Source organism: Kitasatospora sp. NPDC006697 (genome assembly GCF_042869935.1).
Classification (GTDB): domain Bacteria; phylum Actinomycetota; class Actinomycetes; order Streptomycetales; family Streptomycetaceae; genus Kitasatospora.
Genome location: NZ_JBIAGU010000029.1, coordinates 1 through 23757, shown reverse-complemented (window position 1 = coordinate 23757; position 23757 = coordinate 1). Strand labels below are relative to the sequence as shown.

At 75.2% G+C, this 23757-nt stretch carries 25 protein-coding genes; 15 read left to right on the top strand and 10 right to left on the bottom strand.

All coding sequences use genetic code 11. The features are described from left to right. Positions 1-13: 13 nt before the first annotated feature. Positions 14-658 (bottom strand): L-threonylcarbamoyladenylate synthase, encoded by a 645-nt coding sequence (locus tag ACFYNO_RS31070; RefSeq protein WP_388020112.1) that lies wholly within the window; start codon positions 656-658, stop codon positions 14-16. Positions 659-818: 160 nt separating this feature from the next. On the opposite strand from ACFYNO_RS31070, the gene ACFYNO_RS31065 reads away from it, so the two are divergent. Further along, positions 819-995: a hypothetical protein gene (locus ACFYNO_RS31065; protein WP_388020109.1), complete on the top strand. Its 177-nt coding sequence runs from the start codon at positions 819-821 to the stop codon at positions 993-995. Between the two features lie 76 nt (positions 996-1071). On the opposite strand, the gene ACFYNO_RS31060 is transcribed toward ACFYNO_RS31065, so the two are convergent. The 7 genes from ACFYNO_RS31060 to ACFYNO_RS31030 all read right to left on the bottom strand — a co-directional run bounded on the left by ACFYNO_RS31060 (position 1072) and on the right by ACFYNO_RS31030 (position 4901). Next, on the bottom strand, positions 1072-1602 hold the full coding sequence (locus ACFYNO_RS31060; protein WP_388020106.1) for a bacterioferritin: 531 nt from the start codon (positions 1600-1602) through the stop codon (positions 1072-1074). A 102-nt stretch (positions 1603-1704) separates the two neighbouring features. Continuing rightward, positions 1705-2160, bottom strand: a complete 456-nt coding sequence (locus ACFYNO_RS31055) for a PRC-barrel domain-containing protein (RefSeq protein WP_388020103.1) — start codon at positions 2158-2160, stop codon at positions 1705-1707. After that, complete coding sequence (locus ACFYNO_RS31050; protein ID WP_388020100.1) at positions 2160-2729, bottom strand: PRC-barrel domain-containing protein; 570 nt, start codon at positions 2727-2729, stop codon at positions 2160-2162. Before ACFYNO_RS31050 ends, ACFYNO_RS31055 begins: the two co-directional genes overlap by 1 nt. Next, positions 2726-2872 carry a hypothetical protein gene (locus ACFYNO_RS31045; RefSeq protein WP_388020097.1) on the bottom strand — a complete coding sequence of 49 codons (147 nt, stop codon included), beginning with the start codon at positions 2870-2872 and terminating at the stop codon, positions 2726-2728. Before ACFYNO_RS31045 ends, ACFYNO_RS31050 begins: the two co-directional genes overlap by 4 nt. Positions 2873-3032: 160 nt before the next feature. Further along, complete coding sequence (locus tag ACFYNO_RS31040; protein WP_388020094.1) at positions 3033-3503, bottom strand: ATP-binding protein; 471 nt, start codon at positions 3501-3503, stop codon at positions 3033-3035. A gap of 46 nt (positions 3504-3549) precedes the next feature. After that, positions 3550-3936, bottom strand: coding sequence for an STAS domain-containing protein (locus tag ACFYNO_RS31035; RefSeq protein WP_388020091.1), 387 nt, complete (start codon positions 3934-3936; stop codon positions 3550-3552). A gap of 26 nt (positions 3937-3962) precedes the next feature. Beyond that, positions 3963-4901, bottom strand: coding sequence for a SigB/SigF/SigG family RNA polymerase sigma factor (locus ACFYNO_RS31030; RefSeq protein WP_388020088.1), 939 nt, complete (start codon positions 4899-4901; stop codon positions 3963-3965). 240 nt (positions 4902-5141) lie between these two features. On the opposite strand from ACFYNO_RS31030, the gene ACFYNO_RS31025 reads away from it, so the two are divergent. The 11 genes from ACFYNO_RS31025 (at position 5142) to ACFYNO_RS30975 (ending at position 16161) form a co-directional block, all read left to right on the top strand. Next, the gene (locus ACFYNO_RS31025) at positions 5142-6800 is read left to right on the top strand and encodes a PP2C family protein-serine/threonine phosphatase (RefSeq protein WP_388020085.1); all 1659 of its coding nucleotides are present in this window, start codon (positions 5142-5144) and stop codon (positions 6798-6800) included. Further along, the gene (locus ACFYNO_RS31020) at positions 6797-7918 is read left to right on the top strand and encodes a B12-binding domain-containing protein (protein WP_388020082.1); all 1122 of its coding nucleotides are present in this window, start codon (positions 6797-6799) and stop codon (positions 7916-7918) included. The genes ACFYNO_RS31025 and ACFYNO_RS31020 overlap by 4 nt, the downstream gene beginning before the upstream one ends. Beyond that, complete coding sequence (locus ACFYNO_RS31015; protein ID WP_388020079.1) at positions 7915-8250, top strand: STAS domain-containing protein; 336 nt, start codon at positions 7915-7917, stop codon at positions 8248-8250. Before ACFYNO_RS31020 ends, ACFYNO_RS31015 begins: the two co-directional genes overlap by 4 nt. A 123-nt stretch (positions 8251-8373) precedes the next feature. After that, positions 8374-9216, top strand: a complete 843-nt coding sequence (locus tag ACFYNO_RS31010; protein WP_388020076.1) for an STAS domain-containing protein — start codon at positions 8374-8376, stop codon at positions 9214-9216. Further along, positions 9213-9590 carry an STAS domain-containing protein gene (locus ACFYNO_RS31005; RefSeq protein ID WP_388020073.1) on the top strand — a complete coding sequence of 126 codons (378 nt, stop codon included), beginning with the start codon at positions 9213-9215 and terminating at the stop codon, positions 9588-9590. Before ACFYNO_RS31010 ends, ACFYNO_RS31005 begins: the two co-directional genes overlap by 4 nt. Beyond that, the gene (locus ACFYNO_RS31000) at positions 9587-10003 is read left to right on the top strand and encodes an anti-sigma regulatory factor (protein ID WP_388020070.1); all 417 of its coding nucleotides are present in this window, start codon (positions 9587-9589) and stop codon (positions 10001-10003) included. Before ACFYNO_RS31005 ends, ACFYNO_RS31000 begins: the two co-directional genes overlap by 4 nt. Beyond that, positions 9991-11199 (top strand): ATP-binding SpoIIE family protein phosphatase, encoded by a 1209-nt coding sequence (locus tag ACFYNO_RS30995; protein WP_388020067.1) that lies wholly within the window; start codon positions 9991-9993, stop codon positions 11197-11199. Before ACFYNO_RS31000 ends, ACFYNO_RS30995 begins: the two co-directional genes overlap by 13 nt. Next, entirely contained in the window at positions 11196-12980 is a 1785-nt protein-coding gene (locus ACFYNO_RS30990) for a hybrid sensor histidine kinase/response regulator (RefSeq protein WP_388020064.1), read from the top strand. Before ACFYNO_RS30995 ends, ACFYNO_RS30990 begins: the two co-directional genes overlap by 4 nt. Further along, positions 12977-14626, top strand: a complete 1650-nt coding sequence (locus ACFYNO_RS30985; protein WP_388020061.1) for a SpoIIE family protein phosphatase — start codon at positions 12977-12979, stop codon at positions 14624-14626. Before ACFYNO_RS30990 ends, ACFYNO_RS30985 begins: the two co-directional genes overlap by 4 nt. 94 nt (positions 14627-14720) lie before the next feature. Next, a complete protein-coding gene (locus tag ACFYNO_RS30980; RefSeq protein ID WP_388020058.1) occupies positions 14721-15098 on the top strand; it encodes an STAS domain-containing protein in 378 nt (125 codons plus the stop codon). Positions 15099-15138: 40 nt separating this feature from the next. Then, complete coding sequence (locus ACFYNO_RS30975) at positions 15139-16161, top strand: YdcF family protein (protein ID WP_388020055.1); 1023 nt, start codon at positions 15139-15141, stop codon at positions 16159-16161. A gap of 56 nt (positions 16162-16217) precedes the next feature. Here ACFYNO_RS30975 and ACFYNO_RS30970 read toward each other — a convergent pair whose 3' ends face one another. Continuing rightward, a complete protein-coding gene (locus ACFYNO_RS30970; RefSeq protein WP_388020413.1) occupies positions 16218-19877 on the bottom strand; it encodes a SpoIIE family protein phosphatase in 3660 nt (1219 codons plus the stop codon). Between the two features lie 296 nt (positions 19878-20173). Here ACFYNO_RS30970 and ACFYNO_RS30965 point away from each other — a divergent pair, with 296 nt between their 5' ends. The 3 genes from ACFYNO_RS30965 to ACFYNO_RS30955 all read left to right on the top strand — a co-directional run bounded on the left by ACFYNO_RS30965 (position 20174) and on the right by ACFYNO_RS30955 (position 21853). Beyond that, complete coding sequence (locus ACFYNO_RS30965) at positions 20174-20557, top strand: STAS domain-containing protein (protein WP_388020052.1); 384 nt, start codon at positions 20174-20176, stop codon at positions 20555-20557. A gap of 110 nt (positions 20558-20667) precedes the next feature. Next, on the top strand, positions 20668-21117 hold the full coding sequence (locus tag ACFYNO_RS30960) for an ATP-binding protein (protein WP_388020049.1): 450 nt from the start codon (positions 20668-20670) through the stop codon (positions 21115-21117). Between the two features lie 85 nt (positions 21118-21202). Then, complete coding sequence (locus ACFYNO_RS30955) at positions 21203-21853, top strand: class I SAM-dependent methyltransferase (protein WP_388020046.1); 651 nt, start codon at positions 21203-21205, stop codon at positions 21851-21853. Between the two features lie 66 nt (positions 21854-21919). Here the strand turns inward: ACFYNO_RS30955 and ACFYNO_RS30950 are convergent, their stop codons facing one another. Further along, complete coding sequence (locus tag ACFYNO_RS30950; protein ID WP_388020043.1) at positions 21920-23302, bottom strand: uracil-xanthine permease family protein; 1383 nt, start codon at positions 23300-23302, stop codon at positions 21920-21922. Positions 23303-23757: the final 455 nt, after the last annotated feature.

Sequence of the window (23757 nt, the reverse complement as noted above, 5' to 3'; positions counted from 1 at the left end):
ACCGCCCGAAGGGTCAGCGCTCCACCAGATCCGGGACGACCTTCCGAAGCTGCTCCGCGGTGACCGCTCCCGCGCGCAGCAGCACGGGCGCGGGGCCGGTGACGTCCACGATCGAGGAGGGCACGGCCGCCGGGGTCGGGCCCGCGTCCAGGTAGACGGCCACCGAGTCCCCGAGCATGCCCAGCGCGGCCGCGCAGTCCTGCGGCGACGGCTGCCCCGTCAGGTTGGCGCTGGAGACGGCCAGCGGGCCGGTCTCCAGCAGCAGTTCGACGGCCACCGGGTGCGCGGGCATCCGGACGGCGACGGTGCCGTTCGTCTCGCCCAGGTCCCAGTCGAGCGAGGGCCGGTGCCGGGCGACCAGGGTCAGCCCGCCGGGCCAGAACTCCGCCATGAGCTCCCGCGCGGCCGGGGGCAGCTCGTCGACCAGCAGGCCGAGATCGCCGGGGGAGCCGACGAGCACCGGCGAGGGCATCTGCCGGCCCCGGCCCTTGGCACCGAGCAGCCGCGCCACCGCCGCGGGGCTGAAGGCATCGGCGCCCAGGCCGTAGACGGTGTCGGTGGGCAGCACCACCAGCTCCCCCCGGCGCACCGCCGACACGGCGGCGCGCAGGCCCGGGGCGCGCCCGGCGGAATCCGAGCAATCGAAACGAAGGGTCATCACGGTCCTCCCACCCAGCGGCTTTCACTCCTCCGTGCCGAAGGCTCCGGCACGGTGGACGACCGCCACGGTACCCGGTGTCCGGGCGGTCCGGGGTTCGGGTCGGGAATCCCGGACAGACGAGGAGTGCACCCTTCGAACCAGGAGAGGACGGGACCCCATGGCGACGCACGACCAGCAGAAGGACCGGAACGACCGGCCCGAGGACCACCGGGACGTCAGGGAGCGCTCCGCCGAGCAGCGCGACATCACCGCACCCACGCCGGCCGACGTCCGGGCCCGGGCCCGGGCCAAGGGCGATCAGGAGGACGGACCGGAGCCCCGCGAGGCGCCGTGACCGCTGTCGGACAACGGTGTGCGGCCCGCAGCCTCCCGGAGGCTGCGGGCCGCACACGCGTCGGCCGGGAGGCGGCTCAGCCGCCGGCGCCCAGGAAGGTCAGCATGTCGTCGGCGTGCTCCTCCTCCCGGGCCAGGATGGATTCGAGCAGCCCGCGGGTGGTCGGGTCGGCGTCCCCCAGCCAGGTGATCATCTCGGTGTAGGAGGCGATGGCGATCCGCTCCGCGACGAGGTTCTCGGTGAGCATCTGCTTGAGGTCCGCGGCCGGGACGTACTCCGAGTGGGCCCGGTCCAGCAGGCGCGAGGGGTCCATGTCCGGCGTGCCGCCGAGCTGCGCGATGCGGCTCGCCAGCCGGTCGGCGTGGTCCTGCTCCTCGACGGAGTGGGCCAGGAACTCCTGGGCCACGGGTTCGGAGTCGAGCCCCTTGGCCGTGAAGTGGTGCTGGCGGTAGCGCAGGGTGCAGACGATCTCGGTGGCCAGCGCGGTGTTGAGCATGTCGAGCACCTTCGGGAGGTCGGCCCCGTAGGCGTCGGTGACCGGGCCCCGCTCGAGGTTCTGGCGGGCCCGGGTCCGCAGGGTCTGGACGTCGGTGACGAAATCGGCCACGGTCTCTCTCCGGTTCTGTGGGGTGGGGAGCGGCACGGTCGCTGCCGCTCCCCCTCGTCTGACCCGTTCGCGGCGGAACAGTCCGGCCGCGGAGCAACGCGATCAGCCGGACGGCGCCGCGCCGATCACCAGGGCGTAGCCGCCGAGGCCGATGGTGCGGTGGCCGGCGACCTCGCCCGCGGTGGTGTACAGCGTCAGGACCTCACCCGTCTCGGGGTCGAAGTCCAGGTCGGTCACGGTGCCGGCCTCCTCACCGAGCTCGGTGAGGACCCGCTTGCCGAGCGGTTCGCGGTGCTTGTCGGCGAGCGTGTCGAGGGCGGCCGCCGCCTCCTCGTCATCGGCGGGCGGTGCCTCGTCCGGGCGGACGATCACGGCGTCCGGGCCCACCGCGTGGATCCGGGACCAGGCCAGCAGGTTCCCCACCCCCGAGGTCTTCCGCAGCCGCAGCGCGGCCACCCGCCCGCCGGTCGGGTCGAGCACGAAGCCCGCGACCACCCCCACGGTGGTCGCTTCGGTGGCGCTCACCACGGGGTGCCCCGTGGTTTCCGTGAAGCGCATCAGGCGTCTCCTCCCAGGCGGGCGCGGAAGGTCCGGAGCGCGGCCTCGAACTCCGGCAGTTCCTCGGTCATGGCATCGGCGGCGGCCGCCGGGACGATCAGCGCCTCGCCGGAGACAGCGAGGGTCTCGGGCGCCGGGACGAGCAGGTGGCGGGTCCGGCGGTCGTCCGGCCGGTTCGCCGCGATCCGGTAGCCGACCACCTCGGCGGTGGCGCCGACCGCGATCACGACGTCGACCACCTCGCCCAGGTCGACACCCTTGTCGGTCAGCACCCGGGACCCCAGCACGTCGCCCTCCTGGGCCTGGGAGGTCGCCACCACCTCGGTCCGGGGCTCGAACCGGTCGGTGTCGGCGACCATCACGGCGTCCCGGCCCAGCGCGTGCACCCCCGACCAGGGGAGCCCCTGCTTGAGCGGACCGGCGAAGAGGCCCCGCCCGCTCAGAGTGAGGCCGGCGACCCGTCCCGAGGTGCCCTCGAAGACGATGTCCTTCACCTGGGCGACGGCCTCCCCGCCCAGGGTCACCACCGGCAGCTTCGCGATCTCGCCGGCCAGGAGGAAGAGCGTCATCGCACACCTCCCTTGCCGCCGCGGTGCCCGCGGCGCACGGTGATGACCGACCCGCTGCGCCGCCTCGCCTGCACCCAGACCACCGCCGCGGTCAGCACCGTCAGCACGGCCACGACGATGATCACCCAGAGCCACCAACTCATCAGGCCACCTCCTCGGGGCCCCGCCCGTGCGGCGAGGAGCGCCGCGCGGCCGTCAGGCCTCCTGTCATGATTCCCAGAAAGCCGCCCGGCAGCGACCGGGCAGCGGCTCGCGGCAGTCGGACGGGTGCGGCCGAGTCCTCCCCGCACCCCGCCCGGCCGGTCACCGCGGCGTCGTCTCGGGGGCGATCCGCAGTTCGGCCCAGACGGTCTTGCCGAGGCGGTGCGGTTCCGCACCCCAGCGCAGGCTGGCCAGCTGCACGATGAGCAGGCCGCGGCCGCCCGGTGTGCCGGCCGTGCGGGGAGCGCGCGGGACGGGGAGCAGCCGGGAGCGGTCGCCGACCTCGACCCGCAGGACGCCGCCGCGCAGGCGCAGCGCGATGTCCCGGGGGCCGCCGGCGTGCACCAGGGCGTTGGTGACCAGCTCGGCCACCAGGAGGACCGTGTCCTGCTCGGCCAGTGCGGAGCCCTCGGGACCGGACCAGTCGGCGAGCGCCTGCCGGGTGAACGCCTTGGCGCGGGCGACCGGCCCGCGGACCCCCGCGAGTTCCAGCCAGCGGACCCGCCCGTCGTCCGGGCGGGGCCGCACGGCGGCCGCACGGCGGTCCTCGAGCACCGCCAGCGCGGGGGTCATGACCGGTCCCCGGAGCGCCGCCGGGTCCGCCCGGCGCTCCCCGGCCTCATCGGCTTGCCGCACGGAGGACGGCGTCGCCGTCGTCGAGGACGGTGAAGACGGTGTCGGTCCCGGTGATCTGCAGGACCCTGGCCACCGCGGGGGAGGGGTGCGCGAGCCGGAAGTCGATGCCCTCGCCCGCCGCCGCCGTGCGGGCCCGCAGCAGCAGGTTGAGGCCGGAGGAGTCGCAGAACGTCACGCCCGCGATGTCGACCACGAGCACGGCCGGGCGTTCCGCGATCAGCTCGTCGATCGCGGCGGCGGCCGGGGCCTTGGTCTCCAGGTCCAGCTCGCCGGCCAGCCCGCAGACGGCCACCTCCCCGTCCTCGCGGCGCACCCGTACGACCAGGCCGCCGTCCTGCGCCGCCTCGGGTGCCGGATCCGAGCCGCTCATCTGCCCTCCATCGTCGTTCCCGGGCCTCACGGGCGCCGGCCGTCCGGGCCGGGCCGCGTGGGCTCCGTCGTCGCGTTCAGCCCCTCGCGCAGCTGCTTGAGCGTTCGGCTGAGCAGGCGTGAGACGTGCATCTGGGAGAGGCCGAGCCGGGCCCCGATCTGAGACTGCGTCAGGTCCTCGGTGAAGCGCAGCGAGAGGATCAGCCGTTCGCGCGGCGGCAGCGCCGCGATCAGCGGCTTGAGCGAGACCAGGTCGACCACCCGCCCGGCGTGGTCCTCGTCGGAGCCGAGCAGGCGCTCCACCAGCGGCAGGCCGTCCTCGTCCCCGGTGTCGACCGGCAGGTCGAGGGAGCCGGCGGTGCGGGCGCCGGCCGCGGTCAGACCCTCGACGATCTCCTCCTGCGGCAGCTCCAGGTGCTCCGCGAGCTCGGCGACGGTCGGCGCGCGGTCGAGCCGCTGGGCGAGCAGGTCCTGGGCCTTGGCCAGGGTGAGGCGCAGCTCCTGCAGCCGCCTCGGCACGTGCACCGCCCAGGTGTTGTCCCGGAAGTGACGGCGTATCTCGCCCGAGATGGTCGGCACCGCGAAGGTGATGAACTCCACACCGTGGTCCGGGTCGAAGCGGTCGATCGCCTTGATCAGCCCGAGCGCGCCCACCTGCAGCAGGTCCTCCTGGTTGTCCCGCTGCACGGGGAACCGGCGGAGCACGAAGCGCACCAGCGACATGTTGAGCTCGACCAGGGTGCCGCGCACGTACGAGTACTCACGGGTGCCCTCCTCCAGCGAGGCGAGCCGGACCAGCAGGGTCCGGGTCAACTCGCGGGCGTCCGCGGGCGCCACCTCGCGAGGGTCCTCGATCCCGGCGAGCTCGGGTGCGGCCGCGCGGCCGGAAACCCCGCCGAGCGGGGCTGGCGATGTCACCGCCGGGCATTCCGCGGGCGGAATCAGCTCGGTACTGGCAGTTCCCATGTCTGTCCTCGTCCTCCGTCGCTCCAGCACGGACTGCCCCCGACTACCCGCCCTCCCGGAATACATGCCAGGCGATGTCGACATCGGGGCAGGTCCGTGCCTGGGAGTAAGGTTGGTCTCCGTCGGTCCACCCCCCTGGCGGCCGTCGGCGCGGTCGGCTCCGTTCGCCCGCGAACCGCGGCGGCCACCGGCCGCCGGCCGAGACAAGTGACGAGGTGATGGTCCGACAGGGCCCGCGCGATGGCATCCTTTCCGACGGACAGTTCCCGCACCCGGCTGGAAGCCGAGCTCGACTTCCTCGCCGGAGCGCCCCACCCGCTCCTGCTGCTGGCCCCCGAGGGGACGGTCCTGCTCGGCAGCGAGGCCGCCTGGGAGCTGATCGGAGGCGGCCCGGAGGCGGACCTCGCCGAGGCGGCGCCCTGGCTGATCGAGGCTCACCTGCGGCTCCGCCACCAGCCCCCGCACGGCGGGCCGGCCGGGCCACCGGAACCGCGGGCCCCGGCCCGCGGCGTCCTCGCCGGACGCGAGGTGGAGGCCCATCCGTCCCCGCGCTCCGACGGCAGCGCGGTGTGGTGGCTGGTGGACGGAGCGGACCGCAGGCTCGCGGCCGCCGTCGAGGAGGCGCGCTGGGAGCTGCTGGCGCACCTGTCGGGCCTGCTGCTCTCCTCACTGAACGTCGAGCGGTGTCTGGAGACCACCGCCCAGCAGGCGGCCGAGCACCTGGCGGACGCCGCCGTGGTCATCTCCCCGACCAGCGGCCGGACGCTGCGCCTGGTCACCTGCGTGCGCGGCGGACAGCCGGTGCGCGGACAGCTCCGGGCCGACCCGGCCTTGGTGCCCGGACTGGCGGAGGCGCTGCGCGGCTTCCCGCCGGTGCCGTCCCGGTGGATCGACCCGGAGGCGGCGCCGGACTGGCTGCTGCCCGAAGGGATGACGGCGATCGGCGCGGTGTCGGTCACGCCGCTGCCCGGCCACGGCGTCGCCGCCGGCGCGCTGGTCCTGCTGCGAGGCCCGGGCCAGGGCACCTTCGCGCCCTTTGAGGAGGTCTTCGCCCGGCTGTTCGCCGCCCGCGCGGGCGCTGCCGTCTCCGCCGCCGTGATGTACTCCGAGCAGGCCGCCGTCACCGACCTGCTGATGCGCGAACTGCTGCCCCCGCGGCTGGAGCACGTCGACGGGACCGACTACGCCGGCGGCTACCGGGCCTCGGCGGACCGGGACCGGGTCGGCGGCGACTTCTACGACGTGCACCCGGCGGCGGATCCCGGCGGAGAGACCCTGGCGGTGCTCGGCGACGTCTGCGGCAAGGGGTTGGAGGCCGCCGTGCTGACCGGGAAGATCCGCAACACCCTGCACGCGCTGCTGCCGCTCGCCGACGACCACGCGCGGCTGCTCTCCCTGCTGAACCGCGCGCTGCTGACCACGCGCCACACCCGCTTCGCCACCATGGTGCTGGCCTCGGTGCGGCGCCGGGCGGACCGGGTGACGGTCCGGCTGTCGGCGGCGGGCCACCCGGCGCCGCTCATCGTCCGCGCCGACGGGCGGGTGGAGGCCTCCCGCACCCGCGGCAGCCTGGTGGGAGCGCTGCCGCAGACCACGGTCGAGTCGGACACCGTGGAACTGGCCCCCGGCGAGGCCTGCGTGCTCTACAGCGACGGCATCACCGAGGCCCGCGGCGGCCCCCTCGGCGACGGGATGTTCGGCGAGGAACGGCTGCGGCGCGCCCTGGGGGAGTGCGCGCGGATGCCCGCCGAGGCGATCGTGGAGCGCGTCCTGATGCTCGCCACCCAGTGGGTGGCCGGCGGCCGGCAGGACGACATGGCCGTCATGGTCGTCGCCGCGCCGCGGGCGGACGGGCTGCCCCCGGCCGGCCAGCCCGGAGCCGGGGAGGCGGCCGCGTGACCGCCCCCGCACCGGCCCCCGCGGCGCCGGCGGCCGCGGGCGCGGAGCTGGCCGAGGAGCTCTGGGCCGCGGTCGTCCGGGGCAGCGAGGCGGCGGCCGCCGCCGCCGTCTTCGGCGCCCTGGCCGCCGGGGCGGGCCCGGAGTCGGTCCTGCTCGACGTGATCGGTCCGGTGCAGGCCCGGGTGGGCCTCGAATGGGCCGCCGACCGGCTGACGGTGGCCCAGGAGCACGCCGCCACGGCCATCAACGAGCGGGTGGTCGCCGCCCTCGCCCACCACCCGGCCGTCCTGGCCGCCGGGCCCGGCACGACACTGGGACGGGTCACCGTGGCCTGCGTCGACGGGGAGTGGCACGCCTTCCCCGCCCGGCTGCTCGCCCAGGTGCTGACCCTGCGCGGCTGGACGGTGGACTACCTCGGCGCCCAGGTGCCGACCCCGCACCTGATCGAGCACCTGCACCGGACGGGACCGGCCGCGCTGGCCCTGTCCGCCTCCCTCGCCCCCCGGCTGCCCACCGCCCACACGGCGATCACCGCCGCCCAGGCGGTCGGGGTGCCGGTGCTGGCGGGCGGCGCCGCCTTCGGGCCCGGCGGCCGGTACGCCCGCCTGCTGGGCGCCGACGCCTGGGCGGCCGACGCCCGCGGCGCGGCGGACCGGCTCGCGGCGGGCCTCGCCGCCCCCGTGCCCGGGCACCAGCCCATCGACGACCTCCCGCACCTCGCCGACCAGGAGTACACGCTGGTCGGCCGGAGCGCGCCGCACCTGGTCCGGGCCGTCATGGCCGGCCTCGCGGAGCGGATCCCGGCCGTGCGCGACTACACCGAGGAACAGCTGCAGCACACCGCCGAGGACGTGGCCCACCTGGTGGACTTCCTCGCCGCGGCCCTCTACACGGACGACCCGGAGCTGTTCGGCACCTTCCTGAGCTGGACCGCCGGCGTGCTCACCGCCCGCGCCGTGCCCGCCGCCTCCCTGCTGCCCGCCGTGGCGCTGCTGCGCCACGAGCTGCGCGACCTGCCCCGGGCGGTCGCCGTGCTCGACCACGGCCGTTGCGCGGTGGCGGCCGCCGCCGGTGCGCCGGCCACCGCTCCGACCCCAGAACACGGAATCCCGGCATGACCGCACACCCCGCCCCGGATCCCGGCTCCGACCCGTCCGACCCGGTCACCGTCCGGGTCGAGGACGACCTCGACCACGAGACCTGCGACACCCTGCTGGCGGCCGTCGCCGGCGCGCTCCGTGCCCACCCGTCCGCGCGGGCCGTCCGCCTGGACTGCGGCGCCATGACCATGTGCGATTCGATGGGGCTCTCCGCCCTGCTCCAGGTCCGCCGGCTCACCGACACCGCCGGCCTGCGGCTGGTGATCGACCACCGGCCTCCGCTGCTGGACCGCCTCCTCGAGCTCACCGGCACCGCCGACTACCTGCTCGGCCCGCCCGGCCCCGCGTGACCGCCGCTCGGACACGCGTCCGAAAAAGTGCGCATGCGGTGCGGGTTCGGGGGTAGACGCGGCCGGGTTGGCTCCGGCAGGGGCGGACCGTGACCGTTGTGCAGGAATTGAGGAGTGCGCCAGATGGCGGTAGTGGAATCGTCCGACCGGCTCGTCGAGCTGTTGACGCGGGACGTGTCGGTACTGGACCAGTGGGTGGAGGCCGTGGCCGGCATCCTCCGCGGCAGGATCAGCCGGGCGGAGCTGGAGCGGGAGCTGACCGACCTCTGCCAGGCGCTGGCCCAGGCCCTCCGCAACGGCGGGCTGGACTGGCAGGGCGAGGAGTACTCCGAGGTCCGGGCCCTGCTGGTGGAGCTCTCCCGCAGCCGGGCCCAGCACGGCTTCACCCCCACCGAAACCGCCACCAGCGTCTTCGCCTGCAAGGACGTGCTGGCGCCGACCACGGACACCTCCGCCGAGGACATCACCGCCTACCTGCAGCTGGCCCGGCTGCTGGACGCGCTGGGCCTGTTCACCATCGAGTCCTACGCCCGCACCCGTGAGGAGATCATCAGCGCCCAGGCCGAGCAGCTGCTCGAGCTCTCCACCCCGGTGGTGAAGCTCTGGGAGGGCGTGGTGGCGGTGCCGCTGGTCGGCACGCTGGACTCGGCGCGGACCCAGATCGTCATGGAGAAGCTGCTGCAGAGCCTGGTGGACTCCGGGTCCGAGCAGGCCATCGTCGACATCACCGGCGTGCCGGCGGTGGACACCGAGGTCGCCCAGCACCTGCTCAAGACCGTGGTGGCCGCCCGGCTGATGGGCGCCGAGTGCACCATCTCCGGCATCCGCCCGCAGATCGCCCAGACCCTGGTGGCACTCGGCGTGCAGTTCGGCGACATCGTCACCAAGGCGACCCTGGCCGACGCGCTGCGCTACGTGCTGCAGCGGATCGGCACCGACCGGTCCGTGGTCGGCGGTTCCCGGTGACCAACCGCGTCCCCATCCTCAAGCTCGGCCAGGTCCTGCTGGTGTCGATCCAGATCGACCTGGAGGACCAGACCGTGCTGGACCTCCAGGACGACCTGGCCGAGCGGATCGTGGCCACCGGCGCGGTCGGCGTCGTCATCGACATCACCGCCCTGGAGATCGTCGACTCCTTCGTGGGCCGGATGCTGGCCAACGCGGCGGCGATCTCCCGGATGCTCGACGCCGAGACCGTCGTGGTCGGCATGCGGCCGGCCGTGGCGATCACCCTGGTCGAGCTCGGCCTCTCGCTCGGGGGCGTGCGCACCGCCCTGACCCTCGAGAAGGGCCTCGCCCTGCTGGAGCGCGCCCGCGCCACTCGCGCGGACCGCGGATGACCGGGCCCGCGGACACCGTCGAACAGACCGTTCCGATCGTCTCCAACGACGACGTGGTGCGGGCCCGCCAGCTCGTCCGCACCCTCGCCCAGCAGTGCGGCCTCTCGCTGGTCGACCAGACCAAGCTGGTCACCGCGGCGAGCGAGCTGGCCCGCAACACCCTGGTCTACGGAGGCGGTGGCGCGATGCGCTGCGCCGCCCTGCGGCGGGACGGCCGGCAGGGCGTGCACGCCGTCTTCGAGGACAGCGGCCCCGGCATCCCCGACCTCGACCTGGCCCTCACCGACGGTTGGACCTCGGGCGGCGGCCTGGGGCTCGGCCTCAGCGGCGCACGCCGCCTGGTGGACGAGTTCGAGCTGGAGAGCTCGGCCGGGACCGGTACGAAGGTGTCGGTGACCAAATGGGCCCGCTGACCCTCCCCCTGCTCGAGTGCGAGGACGCGGCCTGGTTCCGGGAGGCCGAGACGCTGCCCGCCGCCGCCCGCACCGCGGCCCGGGCCATCGCGCACCGGGCCGGCCTGCTGCCCGAGCGGGTCGCCGAGGTCGGACTCGCGGTCAGCGAGGCCGCCACCAACCTGCGCCGCCACGCCGTCGACGGGTCGCTGCTGCTCCGCCTGGTGCGCACCGACACGGAGGCGGCACTGGAGTTCGTCACCCTGGACAGCGGACCCGGGATGGCCGACGTCCCGCACGCGCTCACCGACGGCGTCTCCTCCGGCGGCACCCTCGGCATCGGCCTTGGCGCCATCTCCCGCCTGGCCGACACCTTCGACCTGCTCTCCGTGCCCGGCGAAGGAACCCTGATGACCGCCCGCTTCTGGAACCGCACGCCCGGCGGCCGCCGTGCCGCGGCCGTCCGGGAACCGGTGGTCGCGGGGATCACCCGGCCGATGAGCGGTCAGGACCACTGCGGGGACGCGTGGGCCGCCCGGTCCGTGCGGCCGGGGCCGCCCGCCGCGCCGGCCGACGGCGGCGCCGGCGTCCACCGGGTGGCCCACCCCGCGGGCGGCCTGGACTGGTCGGTGCTCACCGGCAGCGCCCCGCGCCCGCGGCCGGTCCCGCGCGAGGAGCGGCCGCACCCGGCCGCGCCGCCCGCGCAGACCACCGGGTTCCTGGTGGTGTTCTGCGACGGCCTGGGCCACGGTCCGCTGGCCGCCAGGGCCACCCGGACCGCGGTGGAGGCCTTCCGCCGCAGCCCGGCACGGTCGCCCGAGGGAGTGCTCGCCGACATCCACCGGGAGATGAGGTCCGGCCGGGGCGGCGCGGTGGCGGTCGCGCTGGTCGAGCCCGCCGAGAACCGGGTCACCTTCTGCGGCGTCGGCAACATCGCCACCTTCGTGGTGGACCCGCACTCCGGCACCCGGCGGTCGCTGCCCTCCGCACCGGGCATCGTCGGCCACCAGATGCCCACCCTGCACACGGTCCGCCACGAGCTGCCGCCCGGCAGCGCGGTGGTCATGCACTCCGACGGACTGACCGACCGCTGGCAGGTCCCCGGGCTGGCCCGCGCCCTCTCCCACCTGCCCGTCACGGCCGCCGCGCTGCTGCTGCGCGACGCGGGCGTGCGGCGGGACGACGCCGGGGTCCTGGTCGCGAAGGGGCTGTGGTGAACAGCGTGACGGAGCCGGCGCCCGTGCGGTTGGGGAGCATCGGCGTCGCCTCGGTGCAGGACACCTTCGCGCTGCGCCGCACCGGCAAGGCGGTCGCCGAACTGCTCGGCTCGGACGGCCAGGAGGCGGTCCGGCTCGCGACCGCCCTGAGCGAGCTCGGCCGCGACCTGTGCGGCTCGCAGCGGCTCGCCGCCCACTTCGACCTGCACGGCGCGCCCCGGCCCGCACTGCACGTCACCCTCGAGTGGCGCGGGGGAGCGGGCCCCAGCGGCGATGCACTGGAGGCGGCGGCGCGCCTGCTCCCCACCGACCGGGGGCGGAGCGCCGCGGGTGGCTGGGTCCGGTTGGAGCAGCGGCTGGCCTCGGCTCCCGCCGCCGAGGGGCCGGAGCAGGCCGAACAGCTGCTGGTCGCGCACACCGGCAGCAGCGACCTGGAGGACGCCCAGGCCCAGACCCGCGACCTGATCACGGCCCTGGAGCAGACCAGGGCCCAGGGCGAGGAGCTCAGGCATCTCAACGAGGAACTCGCGGAGACCAACCGCGGCGTCGTCGCGCTCTACGCGGAACTCTCGGAGGAGCTGGAGGAGACCAACCGCGGCGTGGTCGCCCTCTACGCGGAACTGGAGGAGAAGTCCCAGCAGCTGCGCGAGGCCAGCGAGGCCAAGTCCCGGTTCTGGGCCAACGTCAGCCACGAGCTGCGCACCCCGGTCAACGCCGTGGTCGGGCTGGCCGAGATGTCGATCGCCGACGCGGACGCCCCGGCCGAGGAGCGCGCGCACCGGCTCTCCCTGATCGCCGACTCCGGGCGCACCCTGCTCGCCCTCGTCGACGAACTCCTCGACGTGGCCAAGGCGGAGTCCGGCACCCTCGAACCCGCCTGGGCGCCGCTGGACCTGCGGGCCGTGCTCGCCCACCTCGAGGGCACCCTGCGCGGCCTCGCCCGGCCCGGCGTCACCCTGGTGGTCGAGGCGCCCGAGCACGTCGGCCCGCTGCTGGGCGACGAGACGATGCTCACCAGGATCCTGCGCAACCTGCTGTCCAACGCCCTCAAGTTCACCGAGGCCGGCTCCGTCCGGCTGGCCGCCCGCCTGGACGGACCAGCGGAACCCGGCCGCCCCGCGCAGCTGGTGCTCACCGTCTCCGACACCGGCATCGGCATCCCCGCCGACCAGCAGGAACGCGTCTTCGAGGAGTTCTACCAGGTCAGGGGCGCGCACCAGCGGGGCCGCCCCGGGACCGGGCTGGGCCTGCCCTACGCCCGCCGCCTGGTCGGGCTGCTCGGCGGCACGATCCGGCTGGACAGCGCCCCCGGGTGCGGCACCACCATCACGGTGACCCTGCCCAGCCGTCCCGCGCCCGGCCCCGGCGAGGAGGAACGCGCCGCGGTGCTCCTCCTGGTGGACGACGACCCGGCCTTCCGCGCCGTCCTGCGGCCGCTGCTGGAGCAGATCGCCGACCGCGTCGTCGAGGTCGCCGACAGCCGGGACGCGCTGGAGGCCGTCCGGCGCGAACGCCCCGACGGCCTCTTCCTCGACCTGCAGATGGACGGCCTCGACGGCTACCAGGTGCTCGCCCGGCTCCGGGCGGCCCCGGACCTGAGCGCCCTGCCCGTGGTCATCCTCACCTCGGCCGGCCTCTCCACCGTCGACCGGGGCCGGCTGGCCCACGCCCGCTCGGTGCTGAGCAAGTCCTCGCTGACCGGCCGGCGGCTGGCCCTGGCCCTGCGCGCCGACGGGCCGGAGCACCCGGCGCCGGAACACGCCGACGAGGGCCGATCGTGACCGGCACGCCCCGCGACGCCGGACCCGCCACGGTCCTGGTCCTCGACGACAACGACACCACCCGCTACATCGTCGGCAGCTGGCTGGGCCGGGCCGGGCACGCCGTCGTCGAGGCGGTCGACGGCGCCCAGGCGCTGGAGCTGCTGGACGCCGCCCGGCCCGAGGAACTGCCCGAGCTGGCCATCGTGGACGTCCGGCTGCCCGACATGACCGGTTTCGAGGTGTGCGAGCGGATCAAGCAGCGGCCGCACACGGCCGACCTGCCGGTGGTCCACATCTCGGCCACCGCCATCGAGGCCAGCGACCGCACCCAGGGCCTGCACCGCGGCGCCGACGCCTACCTGACCGAACCCATCGACCCGGCCGAACTCCAGGCCACGGTCACCGCGGTGCTGCGGTACACCCGGGCCCGGCGGCGGGCGGAACGGCTCGCGGCCCAGGTCGCCGCGCTCCACCGCAGCACCCTCGCGCTCTACGGCGCGGGGGGCACCGAGGCGCTGGTCACCGCCGCCGCCTCGGGCGCGACCGAACTCGGCGCCGCCCGGGCCACCGTCGTCGTGCTGGGCCCGCACGGCGAGACGCTCAACCTCGCGCACTGCTCCGAGCCCGGGACCGCCGGGCCCGGGCAGCAGGCAGCGGTCCGGGTGGCGACCGCCTCGCCGGACCTCCTCGACGCGCTCGCCCACCACGCCCTCGGCGACGCCACCGGCACCGACACCGCGCAGCTGACCGCAGCCGAGTGGCAGGACGCGCTGGCGGGGAACACCGAACCGGGGGACACCCCGCCCCCGGGCCCGGTCACGCTGTTCGCCGCCCGGACCAAGCCGGGCCGCCCGCCGGTGGCGCTGGCCGTCGATCCGCGGGCGGCGGCCGGGCCGGACGAGCTCCGGCTGCTCTCCCAGCTGACCCAGGCCACCGCGCTCGCCCTGGAAGCCCTGCGCAGCCAGGCGGAGGAACACGCGCTGGCCCTCACCCTCCAGCGCAGCTTCCTCCCCAGCCGGCTCCCCGCCGTCGCGGGCGTGGACCTCGCCGTCCGCTACGAACCCGCCTCCGACCGCAGCGAGATCGGCGGCGACTTCTACGAGGCCATCGACACCCCGGCCGGACTGCTGCTCGCCATCGGCGACGTCGCCGGGCACTCCCTGGAAGCCGCCATGGTGATGGGCGAACTGCGGCACGCGCTGCGCGCCTACGCCCTGGAGGGGCACGATCCGCAGACCCTGCTGCACCGGCTGGACACCCTGCTGGTGCGGCTGCGCCCCGGCGTCACCGCCACCGTCTGCCTCGTGCTGATCGAACCAGGGCGCCGCCGGATCCACGTCGCCAACGCGGGCCACCTGCCGCCGCTGCTGCGGTCACCCGACGGCACGGTCCGCTACCTGACCGAACACGGCATCCTGCTCGGCCTGGACCTGCCCCAACCACCCGCCGCCGCCCACGACACACCACCGGGGAGCACCCTCCTGCTGGTCACCGACGGCTTGGTCGAGGTCCCCGGGGAGAACCTGGAGGACGGCCTCGCGGGCCTGCGCGAGTTCTTCGCCGGCGCCCCGGCCGACCCCGAAGCCGCCGGCGACCTGCTGCTCGGCAGCTTCGCCAAGGCCCAGGCCGACGACGTCGCCCTGCTGCTCGCCCACCTCCACTGACCCCGCCCAGCTCCACCGACCCCGCCCGGCCCGCTGCCCGACCCGCCCGACCCGCCCGACCCGCCCGACCCGCCCGACTGCCCCCGGAGCCCAGGTGCCCGCCTACACCCTCACCATCGACGTCCGTGCCGAGCCGGCGGGCGCGACCGTCGTCGTGCTCACCGGCGAACTGGACTACCACACGGCAGCACGGCTGCACCGGACCTTCGAACGCCTCCCGGCCGGCCTCCCGCTGGTACTGGACCTCACCGGCCTGCGGTTCTGCGACTCGATGGGGATCGCCGAACTCATCTTCGCCGCCCAACGACCCCCGCACCCCGGCACGCCGCTCCCACTGGTCGCGGCACCACCCGACCTCAAGCACCTGCTCACCCTCACCGGAGTGGACGGCCTGGTGTCCCACCACGCCCGCCTCGACCAGGCCCTGACGGCCCTGCAAGCGGCACGGCCGGACCCTCCGGGCGAGCATTGAGTCCGGTCCGCCCCACCAGCACCCCACCCGAGGAACCACCGTGAGCTCCCCGTTCGCCCCCTACTGCTTGGGCGCCGCCCTCGTCCTGCTGCTCTTCCTGCGCCGTTTCCGCGGCGACCGGCGCAGGTTCGGCAACGGCGTCCTGCTCGGCCTGGGCACGGTGCTGCTGCTCGCCGGCGCGATCGTCGAACTCGACCGCTTCCCCCGCCCGCTGGCGCGGGCCGCGACCGCCGGCATCCTCGTCGGGGCCGTGCTGACCGCGCTGGTGACCGCCGGGTTCCTGCTGGCCAACGGGATCCGGGTGGCCCGGCGGGAGGGCGGCGGCAGACCGGCCACCCTGCTCACGGGGGCGGCCGGACTGGCCATCCTCGGCCTGCTCGGCCTGCTCACCGCCGCCGCCCGGTTCGAGAACGGCGTGCTGCGGGCCATCGCCGGGGGTGCCCTGCTGGTGGCGGGGTACCTGTCGTTCCTCTGCGCCTGCTTCGTCGGCTACGCCCTGCTCTACCAGCGGCTCCCGGCGCGCCGCCGGGTCGACTTCGTGGTGGTGCTCGGCGCCGGACTGGTCGACGGCTCCACCGTCCCGCCGCTGCTGGCCTCCCGGCTGGACCGCGCGCTGTCGCTGTACCGGCGGCAGGCGGCGGACGGACGGGCGCCGGTGCTGCTGGCCTCCGGCGGCAAGGGCTCGGACGAGCAGGTGCCGGAGGCCGAGGCGATGGCGGAGTACCTGGCGGCGCGCGGGGTGCCACGGGACCACCTGCTGCAGGAGCGGGACTCCGTGAACACCACGGAGAACCTGCGGTTCAGCGGCGAGCTGATGGAGCGTCTGCGGCCCGGCTACCGCTGCGTCATCGTGACCAACGACTTCCACGCGCTGCGGGCGGCCATCACCGCTCGCCGGGCCGGCGTCCGCGGTGAGGCCGCCGGCTCGCCCACGGCGGCGTACTACTGGCCCAGCGCCACGCTCAGGGAGTTCGTGGCCGTGCTGACCGCCTACCCCGTGACGAACCTGGTGGCCTGCGCGCTGCTGGCCGCCGCGGGAGCCCGGGCCGGCGGGCAGGGGTAGGGGCAGGGGCTCGTCGAGCCTGCGGGGGTTCGTGGCCGTGCTGATCGGCTGGGGGCCTAGCCGGCCCGCCCCGCACCGTCACGGGGCAGGCCGCGGTGGCGGTAGAGCAGCAGGGCCACGTCGTCCCCGTAGCCGCCGGCCGCGGACAGCCGGGTGGTGAGGTGGTCCGCCAGCTGGTCGAGCGGCAGGTCGGCATCCGCCCGGAGCACCTCGGCGGCCCGCTCGATGCCCTCGGTCAGCGTGCTCCCGCGCCGTTCCACCAACCCGTCGGTGTAGAGCAGCAGGACGGCGCCCGGCGGCAGCGTCGCGGTGGCGCCGGGGCGCGGCAGCCCGGGACCGACGGCCAGCGGCAGCGAGCGGCCGCCCTCCAGCAGGGCGGTCGTCCCGTCGGGCCGGGCCAGGATGCCCGGCGGGTGGCCCGCGCTGGAGTAGCGCAGTTCGCCCGTCGCGGTGTGCAGGACGGCGCAGAACACGGTGGCGCAGAGCGCGCCGGGGATGGTGGCGGCGAAGGTGTCCAGCGCGGCCAGCGCCCGGGCGGGGTCGTGGTCCTGGAGCAGCAGCGCCCGGCAGGCGCTGCGCAGCTGGCCCATCACGCTGGCCGCTTCGAGCCCGTGGCCGACGCAGTCGCCGACCACGATGCCGATCCGCCCGCCGGGCAGGGCCATCGTGTCGTACCAGTCGCCGCCGACCTCCAGGGGGCGGCTGGCGGGCTCGTAGCGGGCGGCGAACCGGTCCGGCAGGTCGGCCGGGCCCAGGATGGCGCGCTGCAGGGCGATGGCGGTCTCGCGGTCCCGGTCGATCCGGTGGGCGCGGGTCAGGCCCTGTGCGAGGCGGTCGGCCAGCAGGGCGAGCAGGGTTCCGTCCTCCGGGCCGAACGGGCGCCGGCCGCCGGGGCCGCCCGGGTCGCCCAGGTCGAGGGTGAGGGCCAGCGGGCCGTCCGGGTGGTCGAGGAGGATCCCGGCCCCACCGGGGAAGGGGGTCGGCGTCAGCACCGGCGCCCGGCGCAGTGCGGAGAGCCGCTCCCGCTCGAACCGGGGCAGGTCCGACCAGTCGGGGACGGGCCGGCCGGGCGTGCCGCTGACGGCCAGCAGCTCGGCGGGCGGCGCGGTGAGGTCGCCGCGGACGAAGCGGGCGGCCAGCACCCGGCGGGCCCGCCACAGGTCGCGCAGCTGCTCCACCGCGCGGGTCAGGGCCCCGGCGGTGTCGGGGGCGCGGGTCAGCCGGTCGTTGAGGGTGGCGAGGGCCTGCTCGCGGCGCGCCGAGTAGTGCTCGGCCGTCACGTCGCGCATCGTGCCGACGATGACGGTGCGTCCGGTCGCGGGATCCTGGACCCGGTTGGCGGCGACCTGGACCCAGAGGCGGCGGCCGTCGGCGGCGCGCATGGGCACCGTCGTGCGGCCGCCACCGTCGAGGGCGCGCCGGGCGACGGTGGCGGCCCGGCGCCGCAGGCCGGCGTCGACGGGGGTGCCGGGCTGTCCCGGGCCTGGGGTGCCGTCCGGGCCGGGGGCGTCCTGGGCGCCGGTTCCGAGCAGGGCGGTGAACGCCGCGTTGGTCTCGACCAGCCCGCCGTCCTCGTCGCAGACGAAGAAGGCGTCCTGGAGGGAGTCGACCAGGGCGGCGCGCCAGCGCGAGTGGTGGTCGCGCAGCCGGGAGAGTTCGACGGCCGAGCGCACGCGGGCCAGCAGGTCGGTGGTGGCGAAGGGCTTGGTCAGGTAGTCGTCGGCGCCGGAACCGAGGCCTTCGACGGAGGCCTCCTGGCCGGCCCGCGCGGACAGCAGCAGGACCGGGACGGTGGCGGTGCGCGGGTCGGCGCGCAGCCCCGCCACCAGGTGGAGGCCGTCCAGACCGGGCATCATCACGTCGCTGATCACCAGCTCCGGCACGTCCCGCCGGGCCGAGGCCAGGGCCTCCAGCCCGTCGGCGGCCAGGGTGACCCGGTAGCCGGCGCCGCGCAGCAGCCTGTCGAGGTAGTCGCGCATGTCGGCGTTGTCGTCGGCGACCAGCACCTGCGCGGGCACCGGGCCGTTCCCGGCGCTCGCGGGTTCCGCGGAGGACTCGGAGCGGGCCTCGGCCGCGGAACCGTCCGGGAGCCACCGCAGCGCCTCCTGGAGGAAGGGCTCGGCGCGGCCGGACAGCCGGCCGTCCTCGGTGTCCCGATGCGCTGGTGAGCCGCCGTTCGGCGCGGGCGCCGGCGCCAGCGGCAGCGAGACCGTGAAGCGACTGCCCCGGCCGGGCTCGGAGGCGGCGGCGATGGTGCCGCCGTGCAGCTCGACCACCTCCTTCACCAGCGCCAGGCCGATCCCGCTCCCCTCGTGCGATCGGGCCCGAGTGTTCTCGACGCGGTGGAAGCGCTCGAACAGGTGCGGGAGCTCGGCGGCGGGGATGCCGACGCCGGTGTCCTCGACCTCCACCCGCGCCCTCCCGCCCGCCGCCTGCACCCGGACCCGGATCGCACCGTCGAAGGTGTACTTGAGCGCGTTGCCGAGGAGGTTGAACACCACCTTCTCCCACAGGCCGCGGTCGATCAGCACCGGAGCGGGGAGCGGGGGGCAGTCGACCTCGAGCTCCAGCCCGGCCCGCTCGACGGCGGAGCGGAAGGCGGCGGCCAGATCGGCGGTGACGGCCGCGAGGTCGGCGGGTTCGAGGCGGGCCCGCATGCGGCCGGCCTCGATCTGGGAGAAGTCGAGCAGCGAGTTGACCAGCCGACCGAGCCGCAGGCCGTTGCGGTGCACCGTCTCCAGGTCCGCGCGCACCGCCTCGTCGGCGTCCGCGAGCTGCCGCCGCAACTCCTCGACCGGTCCCACGATGAGCGTCAGCGGCGTCCGGAACTCGTGGCTGATGTTGTAGAAGAACGCGGTCTTCGCCCGGTCGAGCTCGGCCAGCTCCCGGGCGCGGCGCCGCTCCAGCTCGTAGCTGCGGGCGCTGGCCACCCCGGAGGCCAGGTGCCCGGCGACCAGGTCGACGAAGCCGCGGTAGCCGTCGTCCAGCGCGCGGAACCGGTTCAGGCCCGCGACCAGGAACCCGGTCGGCCGGGCGCCCGCGACGCCCAGCGGCACCACCAGCGCCTGGCGCGGGGGTTCGTGCCAGGCCCCGGACGGCAGCCCGGCGAACGGTTCGCCGGTCAGCTCCACCAGCGACGCCCGCCCCCGCCCGGCGGCCTCCGCGGCCTCCTCGGGCCAGCGGCGGGCGGCGGCGGCCTGGGGGTCGGTGAAGCCCGAGGAGGAGGCGAGCCGGGCCGTGCCGTCCTCCTCGAAGAGGTAGGTCAGGGTGAAGGGCAGGCAGAACGGGTTGCGGGAGAGCTGTTCCGCGCTGAAACCGAGGAACTGCCGCTCGGTCCGCACCGCGTCGGGGGCCGATCCCAGGTCGCGCAGGGTCCCCATCCGCCGCTCGGAGATCACCCGCTGGGTCTCCTCGCTGACCACGCACAGCACACCCGCCACCCGGCCCGCCTCGTCGCGCAGCGGGCTGTACGAGAAGGTGTGGTAGCTCTCCTCGACGTACCCGGACCGCTGCAGGAGCAGCATCAGGCCCTCGTCCCAGGTCGCCCGGCCTTCCTCCAAGACGCTGGTGACGCGCGGCCGGACGTCCTCCCACACCTCCGCCCAGACCTCCCGGAACGGTCGCCCGAGCGCCCACGGGTACTTGTGGCCGAGGGTGTCGCGCCGGTAGGCGTCGTTGCAGAAGAAGGTCAGCTCCGGGCCCCAGGCCATCCACATGGAGAACCGCGAGGAGAGCAGGATGTCCAGCGCCGTGCGCAGGCTCTGCGGCCAGCCGCCCGGCTCCCCGAGCGGTGTGGCCGACCAGTCCACCCGAGCCAGGTCCGCGCCGACCGACGGGTCCGCGCCGAACGGGTCGTGCTCGGGGGTGCCCCGATCCGTTCCGGTCACCCGGTCCACCTGCCCTCCTGCCCACTCGGCGTCCGTGCCGTCCTCGGCCCATTGTGGCCCGGCGGACGGACGGGCGGCACAGCGCGCCCGGCAGGATCCGTAGGACGAGGGCCTAGCATGACGGCATGACGGACGACAACAGCCTGGCGCCGCCTCCACCGGGAGAGCGCGTGTCGGTCCTCGCGCTCAGCGGCGAACTGGACTACGACACCGGCCGCGGACTCACCGACTCACTGCAGGAGGCCATCGCCGGCGGATCGGCCGTGCTGGCGGTGGACCTCTCGCGGGTCAGCTTCGCCGACTCCTTCGCGCTGCGCGCCCTCGTCCTGGCACAGCGGGGGATCGAGGACGCGGGAGGCAGGATGGTCCTGGTGGGACCGCTGGCCCCGGCCGTGCTCCGGCTGTTCGAAATCACCTCCACCGACGGCTTCTTCACCGTCGTCGGCAGCGTCGAGGAGGCCGAGCGGGCCGCATCCGCCGCCCGTCCGTCCGGGGCGGGCCCGCTATGACATGGCTCGTACAGGTATCGTCCCCGCCCTCACGGGTACATGCGACAAGGTCGCCCGACCGAGACCAACGCCCAGTCCGCAGCGTGCACCACCCGATTCGAGGCCGTGATATGTCCCAGCCCGACGCACTGGTCTCGAGCCCGGACGGGAACCTCCGACGGCGGCCGGCGGAGCCGGTGCGCACCGCCGCCGAGGCCCGTTCCCGGCTCGCGGCCCTGCTCGCGACGGTCGACGGCGGTAGCCCGGCCACCGTCGAGGACGCCAAACTGGCCGTCACCGAACTCGTCATCAACGCCCAGAGCCACGGCGGCGGCATGACGCGCTTCGACGCCCGGCTGGACCCCGAGCAGGACGCCCTGGTGGTCGAGGTCGAGGACGCGAACGACGGCCGGCCCGAGGGCGAGACGCTCGACCGCCGCGACCTGGCGGCCCCCGGCGGTCGCGGCTGGGCCATGGTCCAGCTCCTCGCGACCACCTGCGCCGTCGAGTCCCTGCCCGGCGGCGGCAAGCGCATCCGGGTCACCTTCCTGCTCCGGCCGGGGTCGCCTGCGGAGTCCTGAGGTGCGCGGGGGCCGGCCGTGCGCCCGGTCCCCGCGGTTCGCCGGGCGGCGCGGGGAGCTCGACCGCTCCGATACTGTGCCGGGCATGAACCCGGACGGCTGGCTGACGGACACTCGGACCTCCTACGACACCGTCGCGGCCGGCTACGCCGACTACATCCGCGACGCGCTGGCGGGGGCACCCTTCGTGCGGTCGGGGCTCGCGCTCTTCGCCGACCTGGTGCGCGCCGCCGGCGGCGGGCCGGTGGCGGACGTGGGCTGCGGACCCGGCCACGTCACCGCCCACCTGCGCGAGCTGGGCCTCGACGCGTTCGGCATCGACCTGTCGCCCGGGATGGTCGAGGTGGCCCGGCGCGACCATCCCGGGCTGCGGTTCGAGGTGGGTTCGATGACCGACCTCGCCCTCGCCGACGGGTCCGTCGCCGGCCTGCTCGCCTTCTGGTCGCTGATCCACATCCCCGACGAGGCCGTCCCCGGGGTCCTGGCCCAGTTCCGCCGGGTGCTGCGTCCCGGTGGACCGCTGCTGCTCGGCTTCCACGCCGGCACCGGGTCGCGGCTGAAGACGGAGGGCTATGGCGGCCACCCGATGAAGGTGTACGTCCACCGCCGCCACCCGGACCAGCTGGCGGCCTGGCTCCGCGAGGCCGGCTTCCTGGTCGAGGGCCAGCTGCTCACCGACCCCGACGGCGCCGCACCGGGGGCGATGCTCTACGCGCGCTGCCCCGGCGGGCGGTAGGGAGCCGCACCCCGCACCTCGTCTGCGCCGGGACGATGGACGCCGTCGGCGACGGCGCCGACCCGATCAGGCCGGGTCGTCGTAGCTGCTGGTGCCGGCGTCGAGGAGCGGAGTGGTCGGTGGTTGTTTGAGGTGGGTGGGGGCGAGGGCGCGGAGGGCGTGTTGTCCGATGAGGGTGACGAGGGTTCCGAGGGCGATACCGGAGAGTTGGAAGTCGGCGGTGAATTTGAGGGTGACGTTGCCGATGCCGATGATGATGCCGGCGGCGGTGGGGACGAGGTTGAGGGGGTTGGTGAGGTCGACCTTGTTGTGGATCCAGATCTGGGCGCCGAGCAGGCCGATCATGCCGTAGAGGATGACGGTGATGCCGCCGAGGACGCCGCCGGGGATGGCGGCCACGACGGCGCCGAACTTCGGGCAGAGGCCGAAGAGGATGGCGAAGCCGGCGGCGCACCAGTAGGCGGCGGTGGAGTAGACGCGGGTGGCGGCCATGACGCCGATGTTCTCGGCGTAGGTGGTGGTGGCGGGCCCGCCGACGGCGGTGGCGAGGACGGTGGCGGCGCCGTCGGCGGTGATGGCGGTGCCGAGGCGGTCGTCGAGCGGGTCGCCGGTCATCTCGGAGACGGCCTTGACGTGCCCCGCGTTCTCGGCGATGAGCGCGACGACGACCGGCAGGGCGACGAGGACGGCGGAGAGGGAGAAGCTGGGCGCATGGGTGTGGGGCAGGCCGATCCAGCGGGCGTGGCCGACGGCGGAGAGGTCGAGCCGCCAATGGTCGGTGGCGGGGGCGCCGCCGATGGAGGAGTGGATCTTGCCGAAGGCGCGGTCGAGGAGCCAGGAGAGGGCGTAGCCGAAGAGCAGCCCGAGGAAGATCGCGATGCGTGACCAGAACCCGCGCAGTACGACGAGGGCGAAGGCGGTGAATGCGGTGGTGAGCAGTGCGGTCCACTGGTCCTGGGGCCAGTAGGTGCCGGCGGCCACGGGCGCGAGGTTGAAGCCGATGAGCATGACGACGGCGCCGGTGACGACGGGCGGCAGCACGGCATGGACGACGCGGGCGCCGAAGGCCTGGACGACGGCGCCGCAGGCGGCGAGGACGGCGCCGGTGACGAGCAGCGCGCCGGTGAGGGTGGCGGCGGTGCCGCCCTGGGTCTTGATGACGGCGGCGACACCGACGAAGGAGAGGCTGGACCCGAGGTAGGAGGGGATGCGGCCGCCGGTGGCGAGCAGGAAGAAGATGGTGGCCACACCGGAGACGAGGACGGCGAGGTTGGGGTCCAGCCCCATGAGCACGGGCGCGACGAAGGTGGCCCCGAACATCGCCACGACGTGCTGGGCGCCGAGCCCGAGGGTGCGGCCCCAGGAGAGGCGTTCGTCGGGTCGGACCACGGCTCCGGGGGCGGGGCTGCGGCCGTCGCCGTGGAGCTTCCATCCGAATGCGAGCTTCATGCGGTGTGCCTCTCCGGTCCGTGATGGGTGCTGCGTGATGCTGCGTTTGGTGATCTGGCATCAGGTGAGGGTCATCATGCACGGGTGGGGGTGGTGGGGGGCGGGTCCGGTGGGTGGTGGCGGTGCGTTTGCGGCTCGGGCGGTGGTGAGGGCGGGTTCGATGTTGGCGCGGATCGGCTGACCCCCGCTCGCGCGGGGAGGAGCAGGACGGCCTTCGGGGTGGTGGTCACTGACCCGGCTGACCCTCGCTTGCGCGGGGAGGAGGCGCCCGGCAGCGTCTCGACCTGGATGCCGACCGGCTGGCCGCCGCTCGCGTGGCGAGGAAGGACTACCGATCACAGGGCCCGAGTTGACGCCCGGCTGATACGAAAATCCACTGTTTCTGCAGGTCAGGCCACCTCCACCGATTGGAGCGAGACTTGGTAGCCAAGCTGGTTGAGTTGGCCGACAAGGCG